This is a genomic window from Actinomycetota bacterium, assembly GCA_035759705.1.
Lineage (GTDB): Bacteria > Actinomycetota > CADDZG01 > JAHWKV01 > JAHWKV01 > JAJCYE01.
On sequence record DASTUJ010000043.1, the window covers coordinates 1 to 25,031 of the forward strand.

The 25,031-nt window shown below is 65.3% G+C and carries 30 protein-coding genes; 7 read left to right on the forward strand and 23 right to left on the reverse strand.

Translation table 11 applies throughout. The features are described from left to right. The 5 genes from VFV09_02875 to VFV09_02895 form a co-directional block, all read right to left on the reverse strand. Window positions 1-249: FAD-dependent oxidoreductase (locus tag VFV09_02875; GenBank protein ID HEU4866649.1), on the reverse strand; the 249-nt coding region annotated here is incomplete at its 3' end. An 85-nt stretch (window positions 250-334) separates the two neighbouring features. Next, window positions 335-1,615: a hypothetical protein gene (locus VFV09_02880; protein HEU4866650.1), complete on the reverse strand. Its 1,281-nt coding sequence runs from the start codon at window positions 1,613-1,615 to the stop codon at window positions 335-337. Between the two features lie 4 nt (window positions 1,616-1,619). Beyond that, on the reverse strand, window positions 1,620-2,435 hold the full coding sequence (locus VFV09_02885; protein HEU4866651.1) for a PhnD/SsuA/transferrin family substrate-binding protein: 816 nt from the start codon (window positions 2,433-2,435) through the stop codon (window positions 1,620-1,622). After that, entirely contained in the window at window positions 2,432-3,553 is a 1,122-nt protein-coding gene (locus VFV09_02890) for an acyl-CoA dehydrogenase family protein (GenBank protein ID HEU4866652.1), read from the reverse strand. The genes VFV09_02885 and VFV09_02890 overlap by 4 nt, the downstream gene beginning before the upstream one ends. A gap of 291 nt (window positions 3,554-3,844) precedes the next feature. Next, window positions 3,845-4,321, reverse strand: coding sequence for a hypothetical protein (locus VFV09_02895; GenBank protein ID HEU4866653.1), 477 nt, complete (start codon window positions 4,319-4,321; stop codon window positions 3,845-3,847). A 244-nt stretch (window positions 4,322-4,565) separates the two neighbouring features. Between VFV09_02895 and VFV09_02900 the strand changes: the two genes are divergently transcribed. After that, window positions 4,566-5,753 (forward strand): DEAD/DEAH box helicase, encoded by a 1,188-nt coding sequence (locus VFV09_02900; protein ID HEU4866654.1) that lies wholly within the window; start codon window positions 4,566-4,568, stop codon window positions 5,751-5,753. Window positions 5,754-5,802: 49 nt separating this feature from the next. On the opposite strand, the gene VFV09_02905 is transcribed toward VFV09_02900, so the two are convergent. From VFV09_02905 to VFV09_02915, 3 genes are read right to left on the reverse strand one after another with little or no spacing between them, the layout of a single operon-like run. After that, window positions 5,803-6,234: a VOC family protein gene (locus VFV09_02905; GenBank protein HEU4866655.1), complete on the reverse strand. Its 432-nt coding sequence runs from the start codon at window positions 6,232-6,234 to the stop codon at window positions 5,803-5,805. Window positions 6,235-6,238: 4 nt separating this feature from the next. After that, a complete protein-coding gene (locus VFV09_02910; protein ID HEU4866656.1) occupies window positions 6,239-7,051 on the reverse strand; it encodes an S-methyl-5'-thioadenosine phosphorylase in 813 nt (270 codons plus the stop codon). A 52-nt stretch (window positions 7,052-7,103) separates the two neighbouring features. Then, complete coding sequence (locus VFV09_02915) at window positions 7,104-7,415, reverse strand: STAS domain-containing protein (protein ID HEU4866657.1); 312 nt, start codon at window positions 7,413-7,415, stop codon at window positions 7,104-7,106. A gap of 808 nt (window positions 7,416-8,223) precedes the next feature. On the opposite strand from VFV09_02915, the gene VFV09_02920 reads away from it, so the two are divergent. Further along, window positions 8,224-8,730: a TetR family transcriptional regulator C-terminal domain-containing protein gene (locus VFV09_02920; GenBank protein HEU4866658.1), complete on the forward strand. Its 507-nt coding sequence runs from the start codon at window positions 8,224-8,226 to the stop codon at window positions 8,728-8,730. Between the two features lie 239 nt (window positions 8,731-8,969). Here the strand turns inward: VFV09_02920 and VFV09_02925 are convergent, their stop codons facing one another. The 5 genes from VFV09_02925 to VFV09_02945 form a co-directional block, all read right to left on the reverse strand. Beyond that, entirely contained in the window at window positions 8,970-9,362 is a 393-nt protein-coding gene (locus VFV09_02925) for an STAS domain-containing protein (GenBank protein ID HEU4866659.1), read from the reverse strand. A 2-nt stretch (window positions 9,363-9,364) separates the two neighbouring features. Beyond that, window positions 9,365-9,754, reverse strand: coding sequence for an STAS domain-containing protein (locus VFV09_02930; protein ID HEU4866660.1), 390 nt, complete (start codon window positions 9,752-9,754; stop codon window positions 9,365-9,367). Between the two features lie 196 nt (window positions 9,755-9,950). After that, window positions 9,951-10,619 carry a Crp/Fnr family transcriptional regulator gene (locus VFV09_02935; GenBank protein HEU4866661.1) on the reverse strand — a complete coding sequence of 223 codons (669 nt, stop codon included), beginning with the start codon at window positions 10,617-10,619 and terminating at the stop codon, window positions 9,951-9,953. Between the two features lie 194 nt (window positions 10,620-10,813). Next, window positions 10,814-11,041 (reverse strand): hypothetical protein, encoded by a 228-nt coding sequence (locus VFV09_02940; GenBank protein ID HEU4866662.1) that lies wholly within the window; start codon window positions 11,039-11,041, stop codon window positions 10,814-10,816. A gap of 140 nt (window positions 11,042-11,181) precedes the next feature. Further along, window positions 11,182-11,478, reverse strand: coding sequence for a UBP-type zinc finger domain-containing protein (locus tag VFV09_02945; GenBank protein HEU4866663.1), 297 nt, complete (start codon window positions 11,476-11,478; stop codon window positions 11,182-11,184). Window positions 11,479-11,540: 62 nt separating this feature from the next. On the opposite strand from VFV09_02945, the gene VFV09_02950 reads away from it, so the two are divergent. Both VFV09_02950 and VFV09_02955 read left to right on the forward strand, forming a co-directional pair. Next, window positions 11,541-12,404 carry a patatin-like phospholipase family protein gene (locus tag VFV09_02950; protein HEU4866664.1) on the forward strand — a complete coding sequence of 288 codons (864 nt, stop codon included), beginning with the start codon at window positions 11,541-11,543 and terminating at the stop codon, window positions 12,402-12,404. Window positions 12,405-12,407: 3 nt separating this feature from the next. Further along, window positions 12,408-13,457, forward strand: coding sequence for a 1-acyl-sn-glycerol-3-phosphate acyltransferase (locus VFV09_02955; protein ID HEU4866665.1), 1,050 nt, complete (start codon window positions 12,408-12,410; stop codon window positions 13,455-13,457). 22 nt (window positions 13,458-13,479) lie between these two features. On the opposite strand, the gene katG is transcribed toward VFV09_02955, so the two are convergent. Further along, on the reverse strand, window positions 13,480-15,777 hold the full coding sequence (katG, locus tag VFV09_02960) for a catalase/peroxidase HPI (GenBank protein HEU4866666.1): 2,298 nt from the start codon (window positions 15,775-15,777) through the stop codon (window positions 13,480-13,482). After that, a complete protein-coding gene (locus VFV09_02965; GenBank protein ID HEU4866667.1) occupies window positions 15,665-16,123 on the reverse strand; it encodes a Fur family transcriptional regulator in 459 nt (152 codons plus the stop codon). The genes katG and VFV09_02965 overlap by 113 nt, the downstream gene beginning before the upstream one ends. 154 nt (window positions 16,124-16,277) lie before the next feature. Here VFV09_02965 and glpX point away from each other — a divergent pair, with 154 nt between their 5' ends. Then, window positions 16,278-17,201, forward strand: a complete 924-nt coding sequence (glpX, locus tag VFV09_02970; protein HEU4866668.1) for a class II fructose-bisphosphatase — start codon at window positions 16,278-16,280, stop codon at window positions 17,199-17,201. 13 nt (window positions 17,202-17,214) lie between these two features. Here glpX and VFV09_02975 read toward each other — a convergent pair whose 3' ends face one another. Next, a complete protein-coding gene (locus VFV09_02975; protein HEU4866669.1) occupies window positions 17,215-17,574 on the reverse strand; it encodes a TfoX/Sxy family protein in 360 nt (119 codons plus the stop codon). A 5-nt stretch (window positions 17,575-17,579) separates the two neighbouring features. Next, window positions 17,580-17,987 carry a nitroreductase family deazaflavin-dependent oxidoreductase gene (locus VFV09_02980; protein ID HEU4866670.1) on the reverse strand — a complete coding sequence of 136 codons (408 nt, stop codon included), beginning with the start codon at window positions 17,985-17,987 and terminating at the stop codon, window positions 17,580-17,582. Between the two features lie 150 nt (window positions 17,988-18,137). On the opposite strand from VFV09_02980, the gene VFV09_02985 reads away from it, so the two are divergent. Next, a complete protein-coding gene (locus VFV09_02985) occupies window positions 18,138-18,545 on the forward strand; it encodes a VOC family protein (GenBank protein ID HEU4866671.1) in 408 nt (135 codons plus the stop codon). Here VFV09_02985 and VFV09_02990 read toward each other — a convergent pair. From VFV09_02990 to VFV09_03015, 6 genes are all read right to left on the reverse strand, one after another. Continuing rightward, a complete protein-coding gene (locus VFV09_02990) occupies window positions 18,542-20,167 on the reverse strand; it encodes a carotenoid oxygenase family protein (GenBank protein HEU4866672.1) in 1,626 nt (541 codons plus the stop codon). The genes VFV09_02985 and VFV09_02990 overlap by 4 nt on opposite strands. After that, window positions 20,164-20,607, reverse strand: coding sequence for an SCP2 sterol-binding domain-containing protein (locus VFV09_02995; protein HEU4866673.1), 444 nt, complete (start codon window positions 20,605-20,607; stop codon window positions 20,164-20,166). Before VFV09_02995 ends, VFV09_02990 begins: the two co-directional genes overlap by 4 nt. Window positions 20,608-20,749: 142 nt before the next feature. After that, window positions 20,750-21,784 (reverse strand): lyase, encoded by a 1,035-nt coding sequence (locus VFV09_03000; protein ID HEU4866674.1) that lies wholly within the window; start codon window positions 21,782-21,784, stop codon window positions 20,750-20,752. 38 nt (window positions 21,785-21,822) lie between these two features. Continuing rightward, the gene (locus VFV09_03005; protein ID HEU4866675.1) at window positions 21,823-23,166 is read right to left on the reverse strand and encodes an FtsX-like permease family protein; all 1,344 of its coding nucleotides are present in this window, start codon (window positions 23,164-23,166) and stop codon (window positions 21,823-21,825) included. Next, the gene (locus VFV09_03010) at window positions 23,163-23,885 is read right to left on the reverse strand and encodes an ABC transporter ATP-binding protein (GenBank protein HEU4866676.1); all 723 of its coding nucleotides are present in this window, start codon (window positions 23,883-23,885) and stop codon (window positions 23,163-23,165) included. The genes VFV09_03005 and VFV09_03010 overlap by 4 nt, the downstream gene beginning before the upstream one ends. Beyond that, window positions 23,882-24,469: a PadR family transcriptional regulator gene (locus VFV09_03015; protein HEU4866677.1), complete on the reverse strand. Its 588-nt coding sequence runs from the start codon at window positions 24,467-24,469 to the stop codon at window positions 23,882-23,884. Before VFV09_03015 ends, VFV09_03010 begins: the two co-directional genes overlap by 4 nt. Before the next feature lie 159 nt (window positions 24,470-24,628). Here VFV09_03015 and VFV09_03020 point away from each other — a divergent pair, with 159 nt between their 5' ends. Beyond that, window positions 24,629-24,856 carry a hypothetical protein gene (locus tag VFV09_03020; protein ID HEU4866678.1) on the forward strand — a complete coding sequence of 76 codons (228 nt, stop codon included), beginning with the start codon at window positions 24,629-24,631 and terminating at the stop codon, window positions 24,854-24,856. Window positions 24,857-25,031: the final 175 nt, after the last annotated feature.

The window sequence follows — 25,031 nt, forward strand, 5'->3', positions numbered from 1 at the left end:
GTTCCACATCTCCAGTGAGTTGCGAACCGCGCCGGCGGCCTCTAGCTCTCCGGCGACGCCCAGGCGCTGGATGGTCGGGGTGGCGCTGGGCTGGATGAAGTGGGTGCAGAGGGCCTTGTAGGCGTCCGGGTTCGCACGGGCCTCGATCAGGGCAACCTTCAGGCCCTTCCGGGCAAACATGGTCGCCGCCGTAGAACCCGCAATGCTTCCGCCGACCACCGCTACATCGAAGCTCGAACTGGATTCCACGAGGCACCTCCCTAGATCCCGACTGATCTGTTGAGGTTAGCCTCTTGCTATATGTTTTTCAAGTGCTGACTATAGATGTGCCTAGTTACATCAGGTTCGGTGTATGCAACTCCGACAGGTGGTGGGCCGTCTCCTTGTCGAAGCCGGCGGCCCGCAGTCGCCGGATCCGGTTGACCTCCATCAGTTTGGTCAGCTCGTTCACCGCCGCCGCCCCCTCCCGGAGCGTCGCCGGCTTGACCGACCCTGAGGCGAGAATCGTGAGCGACTCCAGCAGCACCGGGCTGAGCCCGGTCAGAGTGGCGAGCTTGGCCGCCCGGTTCTCGACGGCACGAATCAGCTGGGGAGTCGAGTCCGGGTCAAGCTTCTGGCTGCGACGGACGTGGGAGATCCCGAAGTGAACGTGGCGCTGCTCGTCCCGGTGGGCCAGGCGGGCGCACGCTGCGGTCGCCGCATCCGGGGCCCTGCGGGCGACGAACCCCAGCAGGTCGATAAACGTGCCCTCGCCGAGCACGTTCAGCAGCAGCGAAGCCGAGCTGAAGTCGTCCTCCTCCAGCAGCGAGTGGAGCGACATCTGGGTGGACGCCAAGGCGTACCCCCTCTGGCCCCCGATCAGTGCCCGCTTCGTGAATACCTCCACGTGGCGCGCCTCGTCGTGGATGTGGCTGGCCAGCCACATGAGGATGTCGACGAACGCCGCGTTCACCTGCGGCAGGAACTTGGCCGGCACGTAGAGAGCTACGTACTCGTTGGAGGCGATGAAGGTCATCACCTGGGCCACCGCCCGCTCGACCTCCTCGGGAAGCCCGAGGGCCTCGTTCCACGGGATGTCGACGGTGGCGTCCCACTGCGAGGAGCTGGCCCGCTCGGTGAGGTCGGTTATCTCCTCGGCCCACATGTCGTCGTGTTTGTTCAGGCGCCAGGAGTACTCCGGTCCCCCGGCTTCCGGCACCGATCCGAGCGGGAACAGGCCGTAGGACGGGTCGGGGTTGCCGGGAATGCGCTCCGGGGCCGCCGAAACCAGATCGGTGGTGTGGAACTGGCTGCCGAGGCGCAGCGGCATCGGGGCTGCCCGGTCCGGTAGGTCGGGCGCGAGCACCGGAGCAGCCTCCCCGCGCCGGACTCGCACGATGAACCGCTGGCCGTTGCCGTTGGTCTCCTTCCAGTCCCGCTCCGCCGAGTGGCCGGTGGACCGGGCCCAGCCGGGCAGCTCGAGGGCGGTGGACCGGCTGGAGGTTGCGACGTCGATGGTCTGCCCGGGCTCCGCCGCCTGGAAGACGGTGGACAGCAGGATCTCGAGCCCGTCCCCGAACTCGATGTCCCCGGCGTCCACGACGCGGGTTGCGGTGTCCTGCGGCGGGCTGTTCATACGCCTACGCCAGGTAACCTTGCTGGCTCATCGCCTCGGTGAGAGTCGTGTAACCCTTCTCGTCTCCGGGAAGCCACTTCTTTACGCCCTCCAGGTCCATGGCGTTGCGCAGAGCCGGGTCGTTGTAGTCCATGGACAGCAGCGCATCCCGCCACCTGTCCCCTACGCCCTCGTCCAGAGAGCCCAGGACGGTGAAGTTGCAGTGGTAGTAGTCCTCGCTGCGCCACTGCACCTGAAGCCCCTGGATCAACGGGTCCGCCTTCGACTTGAGTGATGCCCAGATCGGTGCGCCCACGGCCCCCGCGTCCGCTTCGCCGTCGGCCACTGCTCTCATGACCTTCAGCTCCGAGTCGCCGGTGTCGCCGTGCTTGCCCAGATCGGTGTCGAACCGTATCAGGTCGCAGTCGGCCGCCGCATCCAGCCCTTCCTTCTCCAGGTAGTACAGGGGCAGGATGGCGGCGTGGCCGGAGTCCCGGCTCCCGATCGCCAGCCGCTTGCCCGCCAGCTCGGAGACCTTCTCGACCCCCTCACCCTTGCGGGTCACGACCAGGGTGGCCCAGTCGCTGTCCACATCGCGCATGCCGAGGATGCGCACCGGCTGGTCCGCCGCGTGGCGGATCCGCACGTAAGCGGTGTTGGTGTTCCAGCCAATCTGGATCTGGCCGGTCAGCAGGGCATCGACCTGGCGCTCGTAGTTGGAGAACAGCACGTAGTCGACCGGCATGCCCTGCGCGGAGAAGTACTCACGAAAGGTCTCCCAGATGGGAACTACGCGCTCGTGGTAGGCGACCGCGCCGACCAGCAGCGTGTCCTGGCTCACGGGACGGGGAGGCCTGCGAGGGCCTTGCCGATCCAGGTGCGAAGCACGGCGTTGGTCGGGGCCATGACCGCGCCTGCCCGGGCGTCCCGGAAGTGGCGCTCGACCGGCAGGGAGGGCGTGTAGCCCTGGCCCCCCGTTGCGGTCATGGCGGTCCCGGTTACGTCCTGAGCCGCTTCGGTCGCTGCGACCTTGGCCTCCATGATCGGCACCAGGGCGCCGGGGTCGCCGGCATCCCCCAGGCCTGCGGCGTTGTGCACCAGCAGGCGGGCCTTGCGGGCGGTCATGTCCATGTCGGCGATCAGGTGCTGGATGTACTGAACCTCGGCCAGGCTGCCGCCGGAGTCGTACTTGCGGCCTTTGATGTGCTCGGTGGCCGCCGTCGCCGCCGCCTGGGCGATGCCGACGCTCACCGCGGACAGGCCGACCAGGAACCAGGGGGCCACGGTGCCGAAGATGAGCCCGGCTGCCTGGCCGGCCTCTCCCACACGCCTGTCGGCGCCGAAGTGCACGTTGTCCATCGACAGGGCGACGCTGGAGTTGCCGGCCATGCCGAGCCCCTCCCAGGTCCCGTCCCAGGAAACTCCCTCGTCGTTCTTGCCCATGAGGTAGGTGTCGGCGCCGTCGTCCGACTGGGCCAGGATCAGGTAGTAGTCGGCGTGGCCGCCCGAGGTGACGAAGCTCTTCTTGCCGCTGATGTGAACGCCGTCGCCGTTCGCCTCGGCCTTGAGCTCCGGGGCGTAGAAGTGGGCGCCGGTTCCCCGCTCGCTGAAGGCCAGGGTGGCCAGAGCCCGGGTCTCGATGATGTCCTTGACCGCAGCCTCTGCCGCCGCGCCGCCGCCCCCCTGAAGGGTGGCCACCGTGACCGAGTGCATGAGGAACACCATGCCGGTGGATGCGCATGCGCTGCCGACCGCCTCACAGGCCTTAGCCAGCTGGGTGAGGGAGCCGCCGGCGCCGCCGAGCTCGGGAGAAGCTACGAGGCCGAAGGCCCCGATGTCGGCAAGGATGTCCAGGTTCTCATCCGGGAACTTACCCTCGGCGTCCACCGCCGCGGCGTTGGCAGCGAGGGCAGCGACCGATCCGTTGATCGCCTCGAGGATCTCGTCGGCTGATGGCATGGGAACAGATTCCTTTCTGGGAGCCCGGCGGGGTGGCGCCGGCTCCAACGTCGTCTCGAAATGCGCAGCCGGAGAGGGTGGAGGGGGTTCCGGCGCGGGGTTGACTGTGGACCTGGTTCTGGGGGCGTCGCCTGTTTGGGGTTGCTCGGAGAACTCCCCCGAGGAGATCCACCGGAGGGGTTGGTCGTCGTTGCCGGCGGCCGCTGCGGGCCTTCTTATGAACATGAGGTCGCCCAGTATAAAAGGAGTCGATTTTTAGAATAACTTGTTGTGCTGTCCGGGGGGGGACGGCTACCTGATGAAGCTGGAGTCCAGCGCCGGGAAGAATCGTCCGAGGACGACCCAGCCGATTGCCGCAATGATCACCGCTGCCGGGATCATGAACAGCAGCATCTGAAAGTCCCCGACCAGGAACTGGAGCATCACGCCGAACAGGATCGGGGTGTTCGCCAGCCCCGCCACCGACAGGCTGACCGCCCGGCTGACTGTTTGAAGGGTTACCTTCTTTCCCGAACGGCGGGCCCGTTCCCGCATCGTGGCGAGAATCTTCCCGGCGGCGGAGGGCTTGTAGGTGACGGTCAGCGGCACCAGGAGGGCGAAGGACAGCAGCACCGTGGCGATCATGAGGGGCGTCCGGGGAAGGTCCACCGGAACGAGCACCTCGTTCATGCCGAGCCGTGAGGTGGCGTACCCGAACGCGATGAAAACCGCGGCGAACACCACCAGGAACCCGAACGCCTTCAGTCTTTCCTTCTCAGCAACGTCCATGGGTCCCACCTATCGCATTGATAAGAGGCGTATTGTGCACCGCAGGGCCCCCACGAAAGCAAATTTCCCGTCCTTAGCACATCGGCGTGCTACTCTCGTAACAGGGACTTACAGTTCCCAGGGAAGAATTCGTTTCCCACCTGAAGGTCATGTCGCTTGTCTCCCTGTTTTTTGGCGAGTTTCGAGCGATCGAAGCTTTTGGTCGGCAATTCGGCCGGCGTCAATAAACAAGGAGTACCCATAGTTGACCACCACCTTCGCTGAGCTCGGCGTGTCCAAATCTGTACAGGACGCCCTTGCAGGCCGCAACATCAACGCCCCCTTCGACATCCAGGCCCTGGTCATGGAGGACGCCCTCGAGGGCTCCGACATCCTGGCCAGCAGCCGAACCGGCTCCGGCAAGACCCTCGCATTTGCCATCCCGGTCGTCGAGATGATCAAGGCCAAGAGCGGAATCGCCGCACTGATCCTGGTCCCCACCCGTGAGCTTGCCTCGCAGGTCGCCCTGGAGTTCGAAACCATCGCACGCTGCAAGAACCTTCGGGTAGCAGCCGTCTACGGTGGAGTTTCCCTTCCCGCCCAGGCCAAGCGTGCCGCCCGTGCCCACATCATCGTCGCCACCCCCGGCCGTCTCGAGGACCTGGCAAACCAGCGTCTGATCAGCCTGGCCGGCGTTGAGATGCTGATCCTGGACGAAGCCGACCGGATGCTCGACATGGGCTTCCAGCCGCAGATCCAGGCCATCGTGCGCCGCCTGCCCAAGGAGCGCCAGACCATGTTCTTCTCTGCAACCCTCGACGGCGAGGTCGGCCGCCTGGCCGCCAGCTACACCAAGGACGCCAAGCGTCACCACGTCGAGTCCGCAGCCCAGACCGTCGACGAGGCAGAGCACCGCTTCGTCAACGTCGCAACCGCCGACAAGATGCAGACCCTTCTCAACATCCTGGCCGAGGAGAACCAGCGCAGGCTGGTCTTCGTCAAGACCCGCCGGGGCGCCGACCGCCTGTCCGCCAAACTAAGCGCCAGCGGCATCCGCTCGACTGCGATGCACGGCGACATGAGCCAGGCAGCCCGGGAGAAGGCGCTCGCCGGATTCACCAAGGGTCGCTACGACACCCTGGTGGCCACCGACGTCGCCGCCCGCGGAATCGACCTCGACGACATTACCCAGGTCATCAACTACGACCCGCCGGAGGACCACAAGGCGTACATCCACCGTGTGGGACGGACCGCAAGGGCCGGGCGCACCGGAATTGGGATCACATTTGTGACCTCCGAGCAGCAGGGCGACGTCAGCCGAATTGCCTCCATCCTCAAGCTGCGTGAGCAGTACGAGCTGGCCGGCCTGAAGGTTGCCGCTCCCCGCCTGGCCTACACCTCGGGCAAGGGCCGCAAGAACATGATGCGCAGGCGTCCCAGCCGGGGCTTCTAAAGCTTCAAGCCATACAAAAGCCACCCGCCTGAGCGGGTGGCTTTTTCGTTCAGCTCATGTGGACTCTGCCCGACTCGTCCACCCGCCAGCTCGGGTTGTGGGCGATCTCCCACACGACCCCGTTGGGGTCCTGGAAGTGGCCGTGATAGCCGCCGAATCCAGCGTGTTGAGCCGGCTTTAGGATCACCGCTCCGGCGGCGGCTGCCGATTCCAGGATCGCGACGACCTCGGCCTCGGACTGCACGTTGTGGGCGAGAGTGAAGCCGGCCGGCACGGCGGTCGAGCCCTTCGGGGCGTTCATGTCCTCCACGAACATCGCAGCGTCGAAGAAGCTGAGCATCACGCCGGGGGCCACCTGGAAGAAGATCACCTCGCCGGGGACGTTCATTGCCGGCTCCCAGCCGAGGCCCTCGACGTAGAAGGTCCAGGCAGCGTTCAGGTCGTCGGTTGCGACAGTGAGGAACGACACCGTCTGATCCATTCGACTACTCCTCGGAGGACTCGCCGGACAGGCTAGCGCCGGTCAGGGCGCTGCCGCAAGAGCAGCCACGCTCGGCGGGGATCCTGGCGACCAGGCTCACCAGCAGACGGCGCAGCTTGTCGTTGCTCTCGCCGAAGACCCGGACGACCTCGGCAGCCGAAACCGGTTCCGCGACGTCCTCGATTCCGGAGTCGTAGTCGGTGATCAGGGCGATCCCGCAAAAACACATCTCCAGCTCCCGGGCCAGGGCGACCTCCGGGTACTGCGTCATGCTGACCGCATCCCACCCCTGGGACGAGTGGAACTCGCTCTCCGCCCGGGTGGAGAAACGTGGACCCTCGATGACGACCATCGTCCCGTCCGGGTGCATGGTGAGCCCGGCCGCCGCCCCGGTGGCGACGGCCAGCTTACGGAGCTCCGGGCAGTAGGGCTCGGCGGTGCTCACGTGGGTGACCTGGGGGCCGTCGAAGAAGGTGTCCTCCCGCTTGCGGGTACGGTCTATGAACTGGTCGCACACCACAAAGTTGCCGGGGTGGATGTAGGGCTTGAGCGACCCGGCGGCGCAGGGCGCCAGCACCCTGGTTATCCCGAGCGACTTGAACGCCCACAGGTTGGCCCGGTAGTTGATCTTGTGGGGCGGGATGGTGTGGGCCGAGTTGTGGCGGGCCATGAAGGCAACCGAGCGGCCGTCTATCTCACCGATCGCCAGGGAGTCGGACGGCGGGCCGTAGGGGGTGTCGACCTGGACGTCCTGGAAGCCGGGCAGCAAAGAGTAGAAACCAGACCCTCCGAAGACGCCTATCTCTGCGCTGGGCATCCTCTGATGCTACAGGCGCAGAGCGGATCCGACCCTCGGAAGAGGCCCGCAGTCAATCAGAGTCCCGGATCTCCAATGCTGCCAAGCGGTCCATCGATGCCGCATCGATCAACCTTCGCACCTCTGCAGTGGGCGACTGCAGAATCAGCCTGGATGGATCGGTCAAGGATTCAGCCAGCTCTACCAGGCAACGAAGTCCGAATGCATCGACAAATCTGAGGCCCGACACATCCAGGACCAGGTCTTCGCCACTGCCGGCGGCATCGGCGAAGAACGATTTCATGTCCCGCTGGGAAGCGTAATCAAGCTCGCCGACCAGACGGTAGATCCCGGGGCCGGGGGCGTGGAAAATCTGGAGAATCATCAGGCGCAGCTCATGCGATCATGCCGTGCGCTATGAGCAGCAGCAAACCGAACAGGCATGCGACCAGAACAAGCCCGAGCAGGACGAACCCCATGACGACATTCATCGTTATGGTTAGCCGCCGTTTGGCCTTTGTAGTTAGCTGCAACACTTCGCTGTTCGCATCTGCGACATCCGGACCTCTGCTGCCGGCGCGACCTCCCGCCCCATATGTTCACGGCCGCCTTCCCGCTCGATCACCGATTGTCGGATTGGCAACACACCCGGCGCCGCCGACGGATGGTCGGCTCCGCGATCGGGCGGCCGCAGCGCCGAGAAAGCCTTGTCGGCCGGACGACAGTCGAGTGGGAACCGCAAGTTCCGGCCTTGAAAATGTCCGGATGAGTTGCGCAAAGCTCCGGCTCCTGGCGGGCGGCAGGCCGGCGGATCACGAGTCGGGCAGCCCCCCACCCCGCCGGCAATACCGAGAGGGAAACGTCTTCTACCCGTTCGGAGTGCCTCCGGCCGACCTGAAAAGACGTAAAGGCCAAGGTGATGAGCCGGCGGAGTGGCGGCACGGCGGCTGGGTGGCCTTTGCCGAGAGGATCGGCCAGCTCGAGCGTCTCCGCCGCAATCCCGAGGAGTGGAGTCCCGAATTCGAACCGAACAGTGACGGCCGGCCGGGGCCCGCATCCCGGGACGAGACCCAACCGAGAGGGGACCAGCCATAAATGTAACCGGGACTAGAGAGCGTACGGCCGGGGTTCGTTTCCAGATCATCGACTCCGCCTGGAGGCAGGCCGCTCAAGTCGGCTTCAACAGCCTTACCATGCACGATATCTGCGCCGACACGGGACTTGAGCCCTCAATCGTGCAGGCGTTGATGCCGGATAGAGATGCCCTTTTGTTCGGCCTTCTTGAGGATGACCAGGCTCAATTGGAGGGGGTCCTCTACCGCCTGGAAGCGACGTCGTTGGACGAGATGGAACGGCTCACCCGATTCGTTCAGGGCGCACTTCAAATCGCCGGCACCGCAGAAAGAGCCAAGGTTCTCACCGAACTTTGGGCCACGGTGCTCAGCCGCCCCGACTTGAGCGACTGGGCCGCAGAGCGGATTCGCGGACGGCGTACGATTCTTCGCAACTGGATCGACCGTGCGGGGGGCGATCCGTTCTCGCCGGTTCCTTCCAATGCCCTGGCCTCGGCCGTGCTGGCCCTACTGGACGGTTTAATCCTTCATGCGGGACTGGATCCGCGGGCGTTCAAGTGGGAGAACGTAAGTGGGGCGATAGATTCAATGCTCGGCAACCTGTCTTCGGGTCGAGCCCCTAGCTGACGGAGGCCGCCAAACTCACAATTAACCACAGCCCCGTAAGCCAGAAAAGCGCAATCCCGACTACGATCCCTGCGATCAGCAGACGGTCTGCTCGGCTGATTGAAGTCTGGAGGAAGCTTGACTTTGAAATTGGATTCTCCAACACGCATGACTCCGATCGTCGACTTGCTGTCACCCAGACTCCGCCAAGCGATCGGGCAGCTCAACCCAAGTGTGGCCGGGGCGACAGGCTGAAGCGGTCAGTACTCGGTTTGCAGTGCGGTTTTCTGGCAGTACGCGAGCATTGAATCCATATCGGTCAGGTCGAAGACGCGGCGTACCTTGCCCCTGGCGTTGATCACAGAGATGGTCCAGCCTCCGGCTTGCGCACGCGAAGCGGCTGCAATCAACGTACTCAGCCCGGTCGAGTCAATGAATTCGAGATCCTCGAGGTCCAGGACGACCTCATGGCATCCGTCGTGCTCCTCGGCGCGCATCGTCCGCCGCAGTAGATCTGAAGAATGCGCGTCCAACTCGCCGTTGAGCTTGAGATACACCGACTTGCCGGTGCTGTGCTTTTGGAACGTGAGGGTCTGGCCCGTCGCAGGCTCTGGTTCAGGGTCGAGCTTCTGCCGTCCCTGCAGCTGGCTCATCCTCAGCGCTGCCCGAGCGGGCGGTCCAGCGTGACGTTCAACATCATTTCCACGTTGATCCCCCGAATCGCCGCTCGATGCCATTCGTCGGCGAGGAAGCGCACGGCGCCGGCGTCGACAAACTCGGCGTCCGTCAAATCGATGGTGACCGGGAGGGACGAAAAGTTCAGCGAGTCGGTAATTGCTTCCCGAAACTCGGCGGACGTACCTGCGTCCACCACCCCGTGTACCGCTACCAACGACCTCTGCTGAAGACGGGTGATCGTGGTGCAAAAGTCATCCGCCGCGCCTGGGCTCCTACGCCGCGCCACACCGACGATGCGTTGCCGCAGAGAGGCGCGCCCACCGGTGGTCGAAGCCACGGCCCTGTTGGCGATTCTGCGAATGTTCATATCGTCCTTTCGGTAGATAGGAATCCCCTCGAAGCAATCGGAACCTCCTGAAACCTCTGACGGTCCCCACCCTGCAGTTCCGATTCGCAACGGCGGATACAACAACCTAAGCCGGGCCTGCTCACCTGGTGTCCGAATGGTTGGGAGGGCGACACATGAAACCGGCGATGAGACGCTCGTCGGCACCCGGACAGCCCTATTGGATCGGTTCGGCCGGCACATTACGACCCTCCGCAACATCGACCAGGCCTTCTCGGTCAATGATCTCGATGCAGCGATAGGCGACCGATATCAGGCCGAGGGCTTCGAACTCCCCCAGGATCTGATTCACCGATGAGCGATGCACCCCGAGCATCGCGGCAATCGTTCCCTGCGAGTGACGGAAGACGCCATCCACCCCCTCATGGAGCAGGAACTGGGCAACCCTGTCCCGCAGCGCGGTGGTTAGCAGCGCAATGATCCGGTTGTGGTTTTTGCTTACCTGGAGGGCCAGTTTGGCCATCCAACGGCGCCCGACCGACGGACTCCGCACGAGAAGCGCGTCAAAATCGCACCGGGCGATGAAGAGACAACTGGTGGGCTCTGCCGCCCTGGCCTTGAAGGGCGAGGACACGCCCCTGACGATCTGGATGTCTCCGACCGCCTCGCCGGGATTGATCATTCGGATCAGCGCCCGATGTTCCCCGGTGCCGTAGATCAGTTCGATAGACCCGGTTCTAAGAATCCAAACGCCGCTGGGGAACTCGCCTTCGTGAAAGAGAACCTCGCCCCACGCAATGTCTCTGGGGGTCAGGTAATGGGACAGCTCGGCGAGGTCCTCGCTCGAGAAAGGTGCGGCTTCAGCTTCTGCGAAGTTGGCCGCCACCCATGCCGCATCTATGCTGCTCACGAAGGGTGTCCGAATCGGGAAAAACACAACCGTTCGGGGTTGAGGTCCATAGCGCTATTCCTTTGGGTCGAAGGAAAACAAGCGCCGACCAGACTTCCCGGCTCACCAAGACCATCCTAACCGAGCGGGGGCCGAAGACAGATCCAAGGACGGCGGACGCCGAACCCGGATCAGGCGGCGACGTGCAGGTCGCCCTGAACCGGGGTTTCGACGACCGCTGCTTCTTCGGGCGCTTCGTAGGGAGCTACCGGAAGAATCGAGAGGGCCGTCAGGCCGACCATGAGCGTGATGAGAATTGCGAAGAGCGGAACCGTCCCGGTTGAGGCGCCGATACCGAAAAGAACGGCCGTGCCGGCAACGATGAGGCTTACCGCTGAGTCTTTCCAAGAGCGCTGCATGGCGTTTCCCCCTATCCCGCCCGGCAGCTCTCATGACTGCAGGTGCTGGTATTACATTCGGCAGGTTGCGGGGGATTCATCAGTGCCAAATGGACCCCATTAACCGGGCCGTTTGGGCCCTTCCGGGGGCCGAACGAGGGTCAGGTGCGCCAGGGGCCCGGTTCCAGGTCCTCCAGCTCGAAGGCCAGCTCGTCCGGGTAGCACCAGAGCCACTCCTCGCCCGGCTCGAACGAACGGATGATCGGGTGGCCGGTGGAGCGGGAGTGCTTCGTGGCGTGCTTGCCCGGCGAGTTGTCACAGCACCCCACGTGGCCGCACGAAAGGCAGAGCCGCAGGTGGACCCACCGCTGGCCCGCAGCCATGCACTCCTCGCAGCCATTGCCGCTCGGGGTGACGTCGACTATCTGATCGAGGTGGCTGCAGGTTTCCGATGCCATGGTGTCGATACTAACCTCGGGCCCGATCTTGTGAACCGAGGCTGCGGGCATACGATGTAGCCATGGCGGAGTCGGACATCCCCGAGCGGCGCACGATCGGATTCGTCCTCGGAGGGGGCGGCCACCTGGGCGCGAACGAGGTCGGCATGCTGCACGCTCTGCTGGAACGGGGCATCACGCCCGACCTGATCGTCGGCACCTCGGTGGGAGCACTGAACGGGGTGGCGATCGCGGCAGACCCCTCGCTCGACACCGTCAAGAAGCTGCGTAAAGCGTGGACCGAGCTGGGCCGGGACCGGGTGTTCGCCTCCCCGTTCGGAGGCGCCGGCAACCTGGTGCGCAAGGGCACCCACCTGCACTCGAACAAGAACCTCGAAGCGATGATCGAGCGTCTGCTCCCGGTTGAGCGGTTCGAGGACCTGAAGGTGCCGTTTCAATGCGTGGCGGCCAGCGTCGAGCGGGCGGCCGAGCACTGGTTCGACGAGGGGCCGATCACCCCGGCGATCCTCGCGTCGGCGGCGGTCCCCGGCCTGCTGCCCCCGGTGGAGATCGACGGAGAGCACTTCCTGGACGGCGGGCTGGTCAACAGCATCCCGATCGAGCGGGCGGTGTTGTTGGGGGCAAACGAGCTGTACATCCTTCAGGTGGGGCGCATCGAGCAGCCGCTGACCGCTCCCCGGAACCTGCTGCAGGTGGCGACCGTCGCGTTCGAGATCGGCCGTCGCCACCGGTTCGCCCGGGACATGGCCTCGCTGCCCGACGGGGTCGTCGGGCACGTCCTGCCGACCGGCGAGGAGGACCTGCCCACCGGCCTCCGCCAGCTGAAGTACCGGGACTTCACGCACGTCGCCAAGCGGATCGACGCCGCCCATGCCGCCGCCGGCCGCTACCTCGACGAGCTGGCCGCTTCCACCGGCGAGGGCTGACCGGTGGACCGGCTGCCTCCCAAGATCCTCCGGCGCCTGATCCTCGCTCCGCTGGTAATGGCGATCTGCCTGGTGTTGATGGCGGTTTCACCAGTCCTGCTGATTCTCACCATGACCTACGGGCTGGTGTTCGACCGCAAGCTGCGGGCGGCGAGGGTGGTCTCGTTCGGCACCGTCTACATGTTCTACGAGGTGGTCAGCATCGTGGCGTTGTTCGGGCTGTGGATCGCTTCCGGCTTCGGGATCAACATGCGGTCCGAGGAGGTGCAGAGCATCCACTTCGGTTACATGCGCTGGTGGCTGAAGCGCATCAGCCGGGCCGCCGGGCGGTTCTTCAAGCTCCGCATAGCGATCGAGGACCCTCCGGCCCGCAAGGAGGGGCCGATCCTGGTGTTCAGCCGCCACGCCGGGCCGGGAAACTCGCTGATGCTGGTCGGGACGATGATGATCGGCTACCGCCGGTTTCCCCGCATCGTGATGCTGGCCAAGCTGCAGTGGGACCCGTTCTTTGACATCATCGGCAACCGCCTCCCGAACCGTTTCATCCGGCACGACCCGACGGAGCGGGACCGATCACTGGCGGTCATCAGCGAACTTGCAGCCGGGACCAAGGGGCAGGGCGCGTTCGTGTTGTTCCCGGAAGGCCGGGACTTCACCCATACCCTGCGAACGCGGGCGATTGCCTACCTGCGCCGCAAGGGCCACCACGAGGAGGCCGACAAAGCCGAGCTCATGCGGCGCGTGCTGCCGCCCCGGCACAACGGCGTGATGGCGGCGGTCAAGGCGGCGCCGGAGGCCGATGTGGTGTTCGTGGCCCACACGGTCCTGGAGGACGTCGGCTCGTTCAAACAGATCTACCAGCGGCTGCCTTTCCAGCGTCCGGTGGCCGCACGCTACTGGCGGGTTCCGCCGACAGAGGTCCCCGACGAGCAGGAGGCGCTCATCGACTGGCTATATGCGTGGTGGGCCCGCATCGACGAGTGGATCGATGACCGGATCGACCCGGACGACAAGCTAAAGAACGTACTGCCCGCCGAGCCGACCGAGCCCTGAGGCCCGGCCGGCTCGCCGTTGGTCAGGCGATGTCAAAGCGGTCCGCGTTCATGACCTTGTTCCAGGCGGCCACGAAGTCGCGTACGAACTTCTCCTTCGCGTCGTCGCTGGCGTAGACCTCTGCGATCGCTCTCAGCTGGGAGTTCGAACCGAAGACCAGGTCGACGGCGGTTGCGGTCCTCTTGACCTCGCCCGTCGAACGGTCCCGGCCCTCGTAGACGTTCTCGGCCCAGCTGGATGGCTTCCACTCCGTGCTCATGTCGAGCAGGTTGGAGAAGAAGTCGTTGGTCAACGACTCCGGACGGTCGGTGAAGACGCCGTGTGCCGTCCCACCGTAGTTGGCGTTCAGAGCACGCATGCCGCCGACCAGAACGGTCATCTCGGGGGCCGTCAGCCGGAGCAGGTTGGCCCGGTCCAGCAGCAGGGTCTCCGGCGACAGCTTCTCGCCGGCCCGCAGGTAATTGCGGAACCCGTCTGCTCTCGGCTCGAGCACCTCGAACGACTCCGCGTCGGTCTGCTCCTCGGTGGCGTCGGTGCGCCCGGGCGCGAACGGGACCGTTATGTCGTAGCCGGCGTTCTTGGCCGCCTGCTCGACGGCCGCTGCTCCGGCCAGGACGATCAGGTCGGCTAGGGATACCTTCTTGTTGCCGGTCTGCGAGCCGTTGAAGTCCTGCTGGATCCCCTCCAGGGCCTGCAGGACCCTCGCCAGTTCAGCCGGCTCGTTGACCTCCCAGTTGCGCTGCGGCTCCAGGCGAATCCGCGACCCGTTCGCCCCACCGCGCTTGTCGGTGTCGCGGAAGGTTGCCGCAGACGCCCACGCAGTGTAGGCCAGCCGTGCAACCGAAAGACCGGACGCGAGGATCTTGGCCTTGAGGTCGGCGATGTCGGCGTCCCCCACGAGTTCGTGGTCGACGTCGGGAACCGGGTCCTGCCAGATCTGCGCTTCCGGAACCCACGGGCCGAGGCAACGAACGACCGGGCCCATGTCTCGGTGAAGCAGCTTGTACCAGGCCTTGGCGAACGCCTCGGCGAGCAGTTCCGGGTTCTCGTGAAATCGCTTGGAGATCGGTGCGTAGATCGGGTCCATCCTCAAAGCAAGGTCCGTTGTCAACATCATTGGAGCGTGCCGCTTCGCCGGGTCGTGGGCGTCGGGTACGGTCCCCTGGGCTTCCGGGTTCTTGGGGGTCCACTGCTTCGCCCCGGCGGGACTGGTCGTCAGCTCGTATTCGTAGTTGAACAGGTTGTCGAAGAACCCGTTGTCCCATTTCGTCGGCTCGTTCGTCCAGGCGCCCTCCAGGCCGCTGGTGATCGTGTCGCCGCCTTTTCCGGTTCCGTGAGCGTTGATCCAGCCGAGACCCTGGTGCTCGACCGGGCAGCCCTCGGGCTCCGGGCCTACCAGGTCGGGGTCGCCTGCGCCGTGGCACTTGCCGAAAGTGTGGCCGCCGGCGATGAGCGCCACGGTTTCTTCGTCGTTCATGGCCATGCGGCCGAAGGTCTCCCGAATGTCCCTGCCCGCAGCGAGCGGATCCGGATTCCCGTTGGGCCCCTCCGGGTTCACGTAGATCAGGCCCATCTGCACCGCACCAAACGGCTCGGCGAGCTCCCGGTCGCCGCTGTAGCGCTCATCTCCGAGCCAGGTGTCCTCAGACCCCCAGATGATCTCGTCGGGCTCGAAGACGTCCTCGCGCCCGAAGGCGAAGCCAAAGGTCTTGAACCCCATCGACTCCATGGCTGCGTTTCCTGCAAGTACCAGCAGGTCGGCCCAGGAGATCTTCCGGCCGTACTTCTGCTTGACCGGCCAGAGCAGCCGGCGGGCCTTGTCCAGGTTTCCGTTGTCGGGCCAGCTGTTCAGAGGCGCGAAGCGCTGGTCGCCACTGCCGGCGCCGCCCCGGCCGTCGAAGGTCCGGTAGGTGCCCGCCGCGGGCCAGCTCAGCCTGATCATCAGGGGTCCGTAATTGCCGTAGTCGGCCGGCCACCAGTCCTGCGAATCGGTCAGCACGTTGATGACGTCCTGCTTCAACGCCTCGACGTCGAGGGTCTTGACCTCCTCGGCGTAGTTGAAGTCTTCACCCAGAGGGTTCGACCGGGGAGAGTGCTGGTGGAGAACCTGCAGGTTCAGCTGGTTCGGCCACCAGTCCTGGTTGGTCCTGGGACGGCCCGTCTTGGGTTCGGGGGAATCTAATGCTGGGTTCTCGCTTTCGCTGCCTTCAGACACGTTGGCTCTCCTTTGTTTCCATCTGGTCGGTATTTGTTGAGAGGCACTCGGGGCACCGGCCCCAGTAGATGACCTCGGCTTCGTCGATCTCGTACCCCGAGTCATGGGCGGCCGTCAGGCACGGGGTCTCCCCCACCGCGCAGTCGATGTCGACCATCCGGCTGCAGGTCCGGCAGATCAGGTGGTGGTGGTTGTCGCCGACCCGGTTCTCGTAGCGGGCAGGCGATCCGGCCGGCTGGATCCGCCGGAGGAGTCCCTTGTCGGTGAGTATCGACAGGGCGTCGTACACCGCCTGGCGGGAGACGGCGCCGATCTCGGCCCGTACCGCCTTGTCGATGTCGTCGGTTGTGCTGTGCGGCCGGTCGGACACCGCCCGCAGAACCGCCAGACGCTGGGCCGTCACCTGCAGGCCGTGCCGGCGCAGAAGCGTCGTGGTCAACTGGTTGGTCACACCCAGAAGCCTACCCCAACTCTGGAATGGGTCCAGACTTCGGCGGATATCGGAACCCGTCTGACCGTTTAGGTCCTGGCTGTTAGTCTGGGGTCAGATGAAGTCGAAGACACCCCCGCCCGCGCGCTCCTCAGCGTCCGGCCGAAACCTCTCCATGGAACTTGTTCGGGTCACCGAGCAGGCTGCCCTCGCCGCGTCCCGCTGGCTCGGCCGCCGGGACAAGGAAGCCGCCGACCAGGCGGCCGTAGACGCCATGCGCCTCATGATGAAGGACGTCGACATGGACGGAATCGTCGTGATCGGCGAGGGCGAAAAGGACGAGGCTCCCATGCTCTACAACGGCGAGCAGGTGGGCAACGGCAGCCCGCCCCAGGTCGACGTTGCGGTTGACCCGGTGGACGGCACCACCCTCACGGCCAAGGGCCAGCCAAACGCTCTTGCAGTCCTGGCGGTAGCCGACCGTGGTGCGATGTTCAACCCCGGCCCTTCGTTGTACATGGAGAAGATTGTCGTAGGCCCCGAAGCCGCCGACGTGGTCGACATCGAAGCTCCGGTCGCCACCAACCTGCGCCGGGTGGCCAAGGCGAAGGGCGGCAGGATCGAGGACATCACGGTGATGATCCTGGAGCGCGACCGCCACATCGACCTCATCCGCCAGGTAGGCGAGGCCGGGGCCCGCATCAAGCTGATCGCCGACGGCGACGTCGCCAGCTCGATAGCCGCCGCCAGCGAGGAGAACACGGGGGTCGACATGATCCTCGGCATCGGCGGCAGCCCGGAGGGAATCATCTCCGCATGCGCCATCAAGTGCCTTCAAGGCTGCATGCAGGCCAAGCTCCACCCCCGGAACGCCCAGGAACGCCAGGCGGCACTTGATGCCGGTTACGACCTCAACCAGGTGCTCACCCTCGACGACCTGGTCAAGGGAAACGCGTTTTTCGCCGCCACGGGCATCAGCGACGGCGACCTGCTGCAGGGCGTCCGCTTCAACGGCAACAAGGCCACCACGCAGTCGATCGTGATGAGGTCCCACTCGGGAACCGTCAGGATCGTCACCGCCCACCACGTACTGGGCTAAACGGGCTCCACGGCTACTTCTTCTTTGGCGCCTTCACCTTGGGCGGCTGCGCCCCCACGTAGTCCAACGCCTTAGCCACCCAGATTTCCGCTTTATAGGTGTCGGCCGCCAGCGCCGGAGGCAACGCCGCGTAGCCCCCCATCGGACGCTCGGCGGGACCGAACGGACCGGCCCCGTCCTCGGCCAGCAGAAAGTTCCGGTCGCCGTCGTTCAGCTTCAACCCGACCTGCGAGCCGAACAGCCCCATGAACATGTTCCCGTTCACGAAGGCACCCAGGTTTCCGAACATCGGCTTGACCTCGACTCGCGGGTCGTCGGGAACCAGGGCACGGAACCGTTCTTTGTCCTCCTCGGTCGGCTTCGGCATCTCCATGACCGCTAGACCCGCTCCAGCGCCACGACCGGGATCGTGCGGGTGGTGTTGGCCTCGTACTCGGCGAACTGCGGGTAGCGCTTCTTCTGCTCCTCGAAGAGCCGGTCGCGCTCCTCGCCCTCGGTGACCACCGCCCTGACCTTGAACTTCTCCGTGCCGACCTCGGCCGTCGCGTCCGGGTTGGCCACCAGGTTGTTGAACCATTGGGGGTTATCGGGAGCCCCGCCCATGGAGGCGAAGACCACCACCCGGTCGCCGTCGGGAAGGTACATGAGGGGGTTCGTGTGCGGCTTGCCGGTCTTGGCGCCGGTCGATGTCAGGATCACCATGGGTGCTCCTTCGAACGGACCGCCGACCTTGCCTTCGTTGGCCCGGAACTCCGCGATGATCTTGTCGTTCCAATCGTTTGCCACTGTTTCCTCCGATTTCGGCCAATTTCGGCCATTCGCAATTCTGCTCCCAGGATATGCGCTGGGGGCCGGGGTTTGAAGGCCGCCGGGTCCGCTAATCCCCGGCCGGTTGGCCCTACGATGGAGAGGTAGGCCAACGGATGTGGAGGTTGTGTGAGTCCCAAAGAGATGCTGCCCGGCTCGATCGTGTGGACCGACCTGACGGTGGGGACGGACAAAGCGCCCGCCATCGCTGAGTTCTATGAAGCCGTTGTGGGCTGGAAGACCGAGGAGGTCGACATGGGCGACTACGCCGACTTCAACATGATCGTTCCCGGTTCGGGTAAAACGGTCGCCGGCATCTGCCACGCCCGGGGGCAGAACGCCACAATGCCGCCTCAGTGGATGATGTACATCGTCGTCGACGACCTGGACGCAAGCATGAGCGAGTGCTGGGCCAAGGGCGGCCGGGTGATCCTAGGGCCGAAGGAGATCGGCCCGGGCGAACGCTACTGCGTGGTCCGGGACCCCGCCGGCGCGGTCGCAGCGCTCATCCAGCAGTCCGCTCCCGGAACCCGCTAGCGTCCCAGGCGTTTCATCCAGCTGCTCTTGCTGTTGGTGACCGCCTCCGGCTCCGGGAGGTCCTGGAGCGCTGCGTAGAAGTCCTCGACGCTCAAGCCGGACCCGGTGGACGACATGGCCACCTCTTCAACGGCCTTTCTCAGCTCCTCCCGGGGGAAGAACTCCCCGCCCAGGCTGAACGGGACGTGGTGCGGAAGATCGGCTCGACCCATCTCCTGCATCGTGCGGGCGTCGACCACCAGCAGGAACGACTTGCTCGCCTCCGAGTCCAGGACCACCGACAGCAGCACTCCGTCGTCCTCGGCGGTCCCCTTGGGGTCGGGGACGAAGATCGGCTCACCCGGGAAACAGCCGTCCTGCTGCCAGATGAGGGTGGTGCCCCCGGTGACGTCGACCTTCACCAGGGAGTTGGCGAAGTCGTAGGACAGCGAGGAGCCGCTGGGCGCCGACCCGTAGCCACCGAACCCGTAGAAGTACTGGTAGTACTGCCCGGCGAACGCCGTGTTGATCCTCGGCAGCTCGACGAAGGCGTCCCGAAGGGGTTCCGAGTTCACAACGTCGTTGTCGAGGTCCAGACGGAACCGGCGGATCAGCGGGACCGGGATCGCCCCGCCGGCCCGGAGCTTGTCCAGGTACAGGGCGCCAAGGATCGCGGGGTCCTTGTAGGTGACCATGTCGACCACCATCGAGCTTTCGCTCTCCAGGTAGGCGTTGATGTGGTGGAGGAAGAAGAACGAGTCGGTCTCCATGGTGCGGAGGACCTCACCGTTCTCCTTGTCGATGACCCAGAACTTGCAGGGCCGCTCGGGGTGCCAGTCGAAGCAGTTGGCGAACGCGGTTCCGCCGGCGATCAGCTTCATGTAGTCCAGCTTGTAGGGCTGTTCGACGAAGACGATGTAGTCCTCGGTCAGCGCAAAGCTGTTCAGGAACGAGGGCTCCTCGGTCGGGATCGTGAGGAGCAGCTCCCGCTTGGTGCCGTCGAACCGGTAGAGGTTGTGGCTGACCGGCGGGTCCAGGCTGATCGTCCAGTTGTACATGTAGCCGCCCTCGGCGTCGACCTGGGGGTGGGGCGTGGTGAACCCGTCCGGGAGGTTGTCCTCGTAGTCGAAGGTGCCGATGGTCTTGAGGGTGTAGGGGTCGAACTCGATCGGCATCGGCATCTGTGTGGTCGCAAGAATCTTGTCCTTGATCTTCACGATGTTGATGATCGCGTTGTCGGTGCCGTGGGGCTCGTAGCCCTGGGAGACGTGGTGGAACTTGTCCGGGTCCGGGTCCGTGCCGAACTCCCGGAACGAGATCTGGTCGTTCTCCATGGCGTGCAGGTAGGCCTTGGATTGGATGAACTTGTTGCCGTAGGAGACCTTGCCGCCGTCGAGCTGGAAGCGGTGAAGCATGCCCAGGCCGTCGAACCAGTGGTTGAACTTCTGCTCGCCGACCTCGAACTTGGCCGGTCCGGTGCGGACCAGGGTGCCGGAGAGCCAGGCGGGAATGGTGCCGGAGGTGGGGGCTTCGTCGACCTCGACCTCGCTCTCCAGGCTCTCGAAGCCGAGCGAGTAGGCCGGGCCGTCCTTGGGAGTGGTCGGAGGTACCGGCGCGTAGAGTGAAGGATCGAATTTCGTCAAGACACGGCCTCCTTCTCGCGCTTCTCGATGAACGGGAACATCCGGGGGATCGAGTAGGCGAAGGTGGGGTTGCCCTTTACCCAGAGCTTGCCCTGCATAAAGGCCTTGACCCCGCCGAGCTCCTCGGTGATCAGCCGGACGAAGTTGGGAAGGGAGACGAGGATCGTGGTGTCGGCCTTGCCCACGTCGCCCTGCCGGTGTTCGGAGGTGACTACATCGCCCTTGATCTCGACCCGGAAGTAGTGGGTGCGATCCTCGGTGGTTATCTCGAACCCGATGACGCAGTCCTTGGACTGGTCGGGGTCCAGCTCCAGCGGGAGGATCGCCATGACTATGTCCAGGAAGACGGGCGGTTTCCCAAGGATGTTGACCAACTCCATGATCTGAGCGTCGGTCTTGCCCTTCGTCTGCTCCAATAAATAGACCCGCTCTGCTGACATAGCTTCTCCTGGCTTGAGATCTCGCCGCTCGAAATGACCATCGAGCCACCAACCAATGTTACATACATTGTTGGCAACATGGAATAGGGCAAATCAACTTCTGATTCAACTGTAAGGCCGTTCACATCTAAGCGGGCCCCCGCTAACCAGAACCGATGCGGACCAGGCGCGACGTGCCCGACTCGGCTCCCCACACCTCTCCCGGCCTCCCGAGCAGCTGCCTTACGTTTGCATTCGGCCTCCTAGACGGAAAAGCTTGGAACTGCTCGGTTCCGGGGTCGAAGCGGAGGATCGCGTTGGCGCCGAAGTCGGTGACCCACACTGCGTCGGTGTCGTCGACGAAGACCGCATAGGGCTGCGGGTTGTCCCCCGGCAGGGGCCACTCCTTCCACTCCTCGGTGGCCGGGTCAAAACGGCCGAGCTTGCCGGCGAACCACTCGGCCACCCACAGCTTGCCGGACGAGTCGCTCCACACCCGGCGGGCGCCGCCGCCGGCGGTCGGCACGTCGAAGGACTTGATCTCGCCGGTGGCGGAGTCGATGCGGGCGATGTAGCTGCCGGCCAGCGAGGAGAACCAGACGGTGCCGTCCGGGGTGCTCGTTATCCCGTAGGGGCCCCGGCCCTTGGGGGCCGGGAAGGTCTTGACCTCGCCGTTGGGGTCGACCCTGCCGTAGATCCCGCCCTGGCCGGTGAACCAGAGCACCCCGCTTCCGTCGAATGCCGCGGTGTTCAGGTTGGCGCTGCCGCCGGGCAGGTCGAAGCGCTTCACCTCTCTGGAGCCGGCGTCGACCCGAACGATCGCGTTGAGGCCGCCGTCGGTGATCCAGGCGGCGCCGTCCGACCCGGTGATCACCCCGTGGGGCGCCGACCCGTTGCCGAGGTCGATCAGCTCGACTTTGCCCGAGGCCGGGTCCAAATGTCCCAGCTGTCCGGAGCCCTGGGCGGTGAACCAGACGCCGCCATCGGCCGCCGGCGCCACGTCGTGAGGACGGGTGCCCGTGGGAACCGCGAACTCTGCGACCGACAGTTCGGCGGTGGTGGTGGTCTCGGGTGCCTGGACCGATGGTGACTCGGAAGCCGGGGTCGCCTCGCCCTCCGGCTCCGGCGAACCGCAGGCCGCCATCCCGATCGCCAGAGCGAGAGCGGCGGCCCTATTTCGGAACTGGCCTAATCTCATGCCGGTTACCTGAAGTTGTGTGGTCTCTCAAATTTAGATCAAGTCGCGGGCCTGAGCAGAGTGCCCATCTTCGGCTGCCTGGCGACGGCACCGCTCACAAGACCGGCCACCAACGGAACCACGAAGACGACCGTAGCGATCGTCACCCAGGGAATCACCAGCGGAAGCCGGTCCGGTCCGGGGTCCTGCGACGCCCACAGCGCCACCACCGGCATCAGGCCGGCCGGAACCGCCAGGACGGCAGCCATCAGGGCAAGCACCGCCGAAGTCGCCCCTACGAGCTTGCGGTGAAACATCGGATCGGCGCCCACCGAGACCAGAATCTCCCGGGACCTGCGCGTTTCCGAGGCGACCAGCGCAGATGCAACTGCCACGACGACCAGCGCCACGGGCAGGCTGGCGCCTGTGACCACGGCGCGCCCCAGCGCGTAGTCGGGCAGGTTTCGTTCCTCCTCGGCGTCGGACCTGCTGGTCTCGTAGGCCTCCCTGCTGTACGAGTAGGCCGAGGTCGCAATGGGCACGGACAGCGCAATCACCGCGGCGGCCACCGCAGCCCCCGTCCGGCGGCCGTGCCTCGCCGCGTCGCGGGCGGCAAGTCGTCCGGTCATCGGCAGTCGTGAGGCGATCCGCCCAACGAATCCAACCAGCAATGGAATCGAGAACAAAAAGCCGGACAGCATCGCGATCAGGCCCCCCGCCTGGAAGATGTCGTAGTCGGTCTCCGTGCCCAGGACAGTGAGCACAACGCCCGCCGCAACGATCAGCAGGCCGAACCCCGCCACCCGTCCCGGCGGCCGGGGCGGGGCGCTCCGTCCTGCAAGCGCGTCGACGGTGCTGAGTCTGGCTGCGGCCCGGGCCGGCGCAAGCGCGGCCAGGGTCGCGGCCGCGGTGCCCATAACAACCGCTCCAAGTAGCGCCAACACATTGACCCGGACTGGGCCGACGGAGTGGTCCACGAAGTCGTCGAAGAACGGATGAAGGAGGTATGCGGCCGCGACCCCGAGGACGGCGCCGGCAACCGAGCCCACGAATCCCAGGCTGGTCCCGCCGAGAAGAACGACTGCCCGGACGTGCCGGCGGTCACCGCCGATAGCGCCTACGAGACCCAGCTCTCTAAGTTGCCGGCGGGCGCCCACGACAAAGGCGGCGGCCGAGATCAATCCTGTGGCGAACAGGGCGAAGGCTCCGCCGACAAAAGAAACGGCCTCCCACAAAGCGGCTTCGGCTGGGGTGGATAACGACGTCCTCGCAATCGTTGCCACCCCGGTCACCAGCATCACCGGGAACGCCACCATGAAGACGACCAGCGCGCTCCGGCGGGGGTTGCGTCGTGCGCCCCTCCACGCAATTCGCCCGGCCGCCCGTGCGGGCGCCAGCCTCACTTGGTGACCCGTCCCAGCAACGACTCGGGGCCCTGGGGATGCTCTGTTTCGTCGACGATACGGCCATCCCGCAGAAAAACGACACGGTCCGCCCACGCCGCGAACCGGGCGTCGTGGGTGACAAGCACCCCCGCGCCACCCGACTCGCAGTGCCGGCGCATCAGCCGAAGGACCCCTTCGCCGGTTACGGTGTCGAGGGCTCCCGTAGGTTCGTCCGCCAGGAGCAGCACCCGGTCGCCGACCACGGCGCGGGCGATGGCGGTGCGCTGCTGTTCGCCGCCGGACATCTGCTCGGGAAACCGGTTGGCCAGCTCGCCCAAGGCCATCAGTTCCAGGGCATTCATCGCCGAGATCATCGCCTGGCGTCGGGAGGAGCCGTCGAGCTCGAGCGGCAGCGACACGTTCTCCACCGCGGTCAGCCCGTCGATCAGATTGTACTGCTGGAAGACGTATCCGACGCGCCGCCGCCGCAACTTCGCCAGCTCCGACGCGTCCAGCCGGGCGAGCGAGCGCCCCTCGACCAGCACCTCTCCCGAGGTCGGCCGTTCGAGCCCGCCGGCGAGCGACAGCAGCGTCGTCTTTCCCGACCCGCTCGGTCCCATCACCGCCACCAGGGCGCCCGGCTCGACCTCAAGGTCGGCGTCGACCAGTGCGTCCACGCGTAGGTGGCCGCGGCCGTGCACGCGAGACACTCCTTTGAGCTCCAGTACCGGCGTCATAGAGTCACCTGGTCGTTCCGGGCGGGCGCATCCTCCGAGAGCAACTCGCCGGACTCGTTGTGAGGGTGGTCGCGAATCGAAAGGAGCCGGGCTTCGCATGCATCGAGCCAGCGAACGCGGGCTTCGGCCTGGAAGATGAGCGAGTCCAGCAGGAACAGCCATCCGAGGTCCGCATCGGCCGGGGAGTCCCGCTTCAGGCGGGTGTAGTCCTGAAGCAACTCGACGGCGTGGCGCCGTTCTGCCTGGATCACCCGGCTTCCATCGACCTCGCTCCGCCGGGCGACCATGACCAGCTTGAGCACCAGCTCCTCACGCGACGGGGCGCCGCCTGCCGGCTCGTCGAACCACCTGCCGAGGGTTGCCCGGCCCTGCTCGGTGATCTCGTAGAACTTGTGGCCCTTGGCGTCTTCGTCGACTAGAACTGCGACCAGGCCATCCCGCTGCAGCCGATCGAGGGTGGTGTAGACCTGCCCGACGTTCAACGGCCAAACCCCTCCGGTGCGCCCTTCGAAACGGTTCTTCAATTGAAGCCCGTAACCGGGCCGCTCGTCGAGGATGGCCAGCAGACTCATTCCTACAGACACGTTGCCTCCCTTAGGTACCGTACCGCCTTGTATACTCAGTATACTCAGCGGCCGTCAACCCGAGCCGCACTCCCTCAAACTATTTCTCAACCGATCTTGACATCGTTTGATGTAACAGTCTATGCTGCATCTATTGGGAGTTTGGGAAGGGAGAAGGCAATGGCACAGTCGGTAGTAGCCCCAGTTGGACGTGGTTCGGCGGTCTCACGGGTTCGTGTCGAGTCGGTTGGGGTTGCCCGGCCGTCGCAGCACTGGGGCGAGCGGGCGGTGGCCCTGGTCCTTGCCTTCGTGGCGGTAATCCTGAACGCCACCCTGGTGGGCGCGCTGGTCGGCATGCCGCTCTTCCTGCTGGCGATGCACCTGATGATGGAGTCTTTGGAGCAGTAATTCCGCAGGGGGGCCAGTTGGGCCGGCGAGCCGTCCGGGCAGGGACGGTTCGCCGGCTCATCTTGTTTCTGAAGAGTCCGGTTCGAGCGACGGGTTAAACGGATTAATGAGTGAGTCGGCGTGCTTGCTTTGATAAGGCCCTAGTTACTCGGCCGATCTCGTCGCCCACTCGATC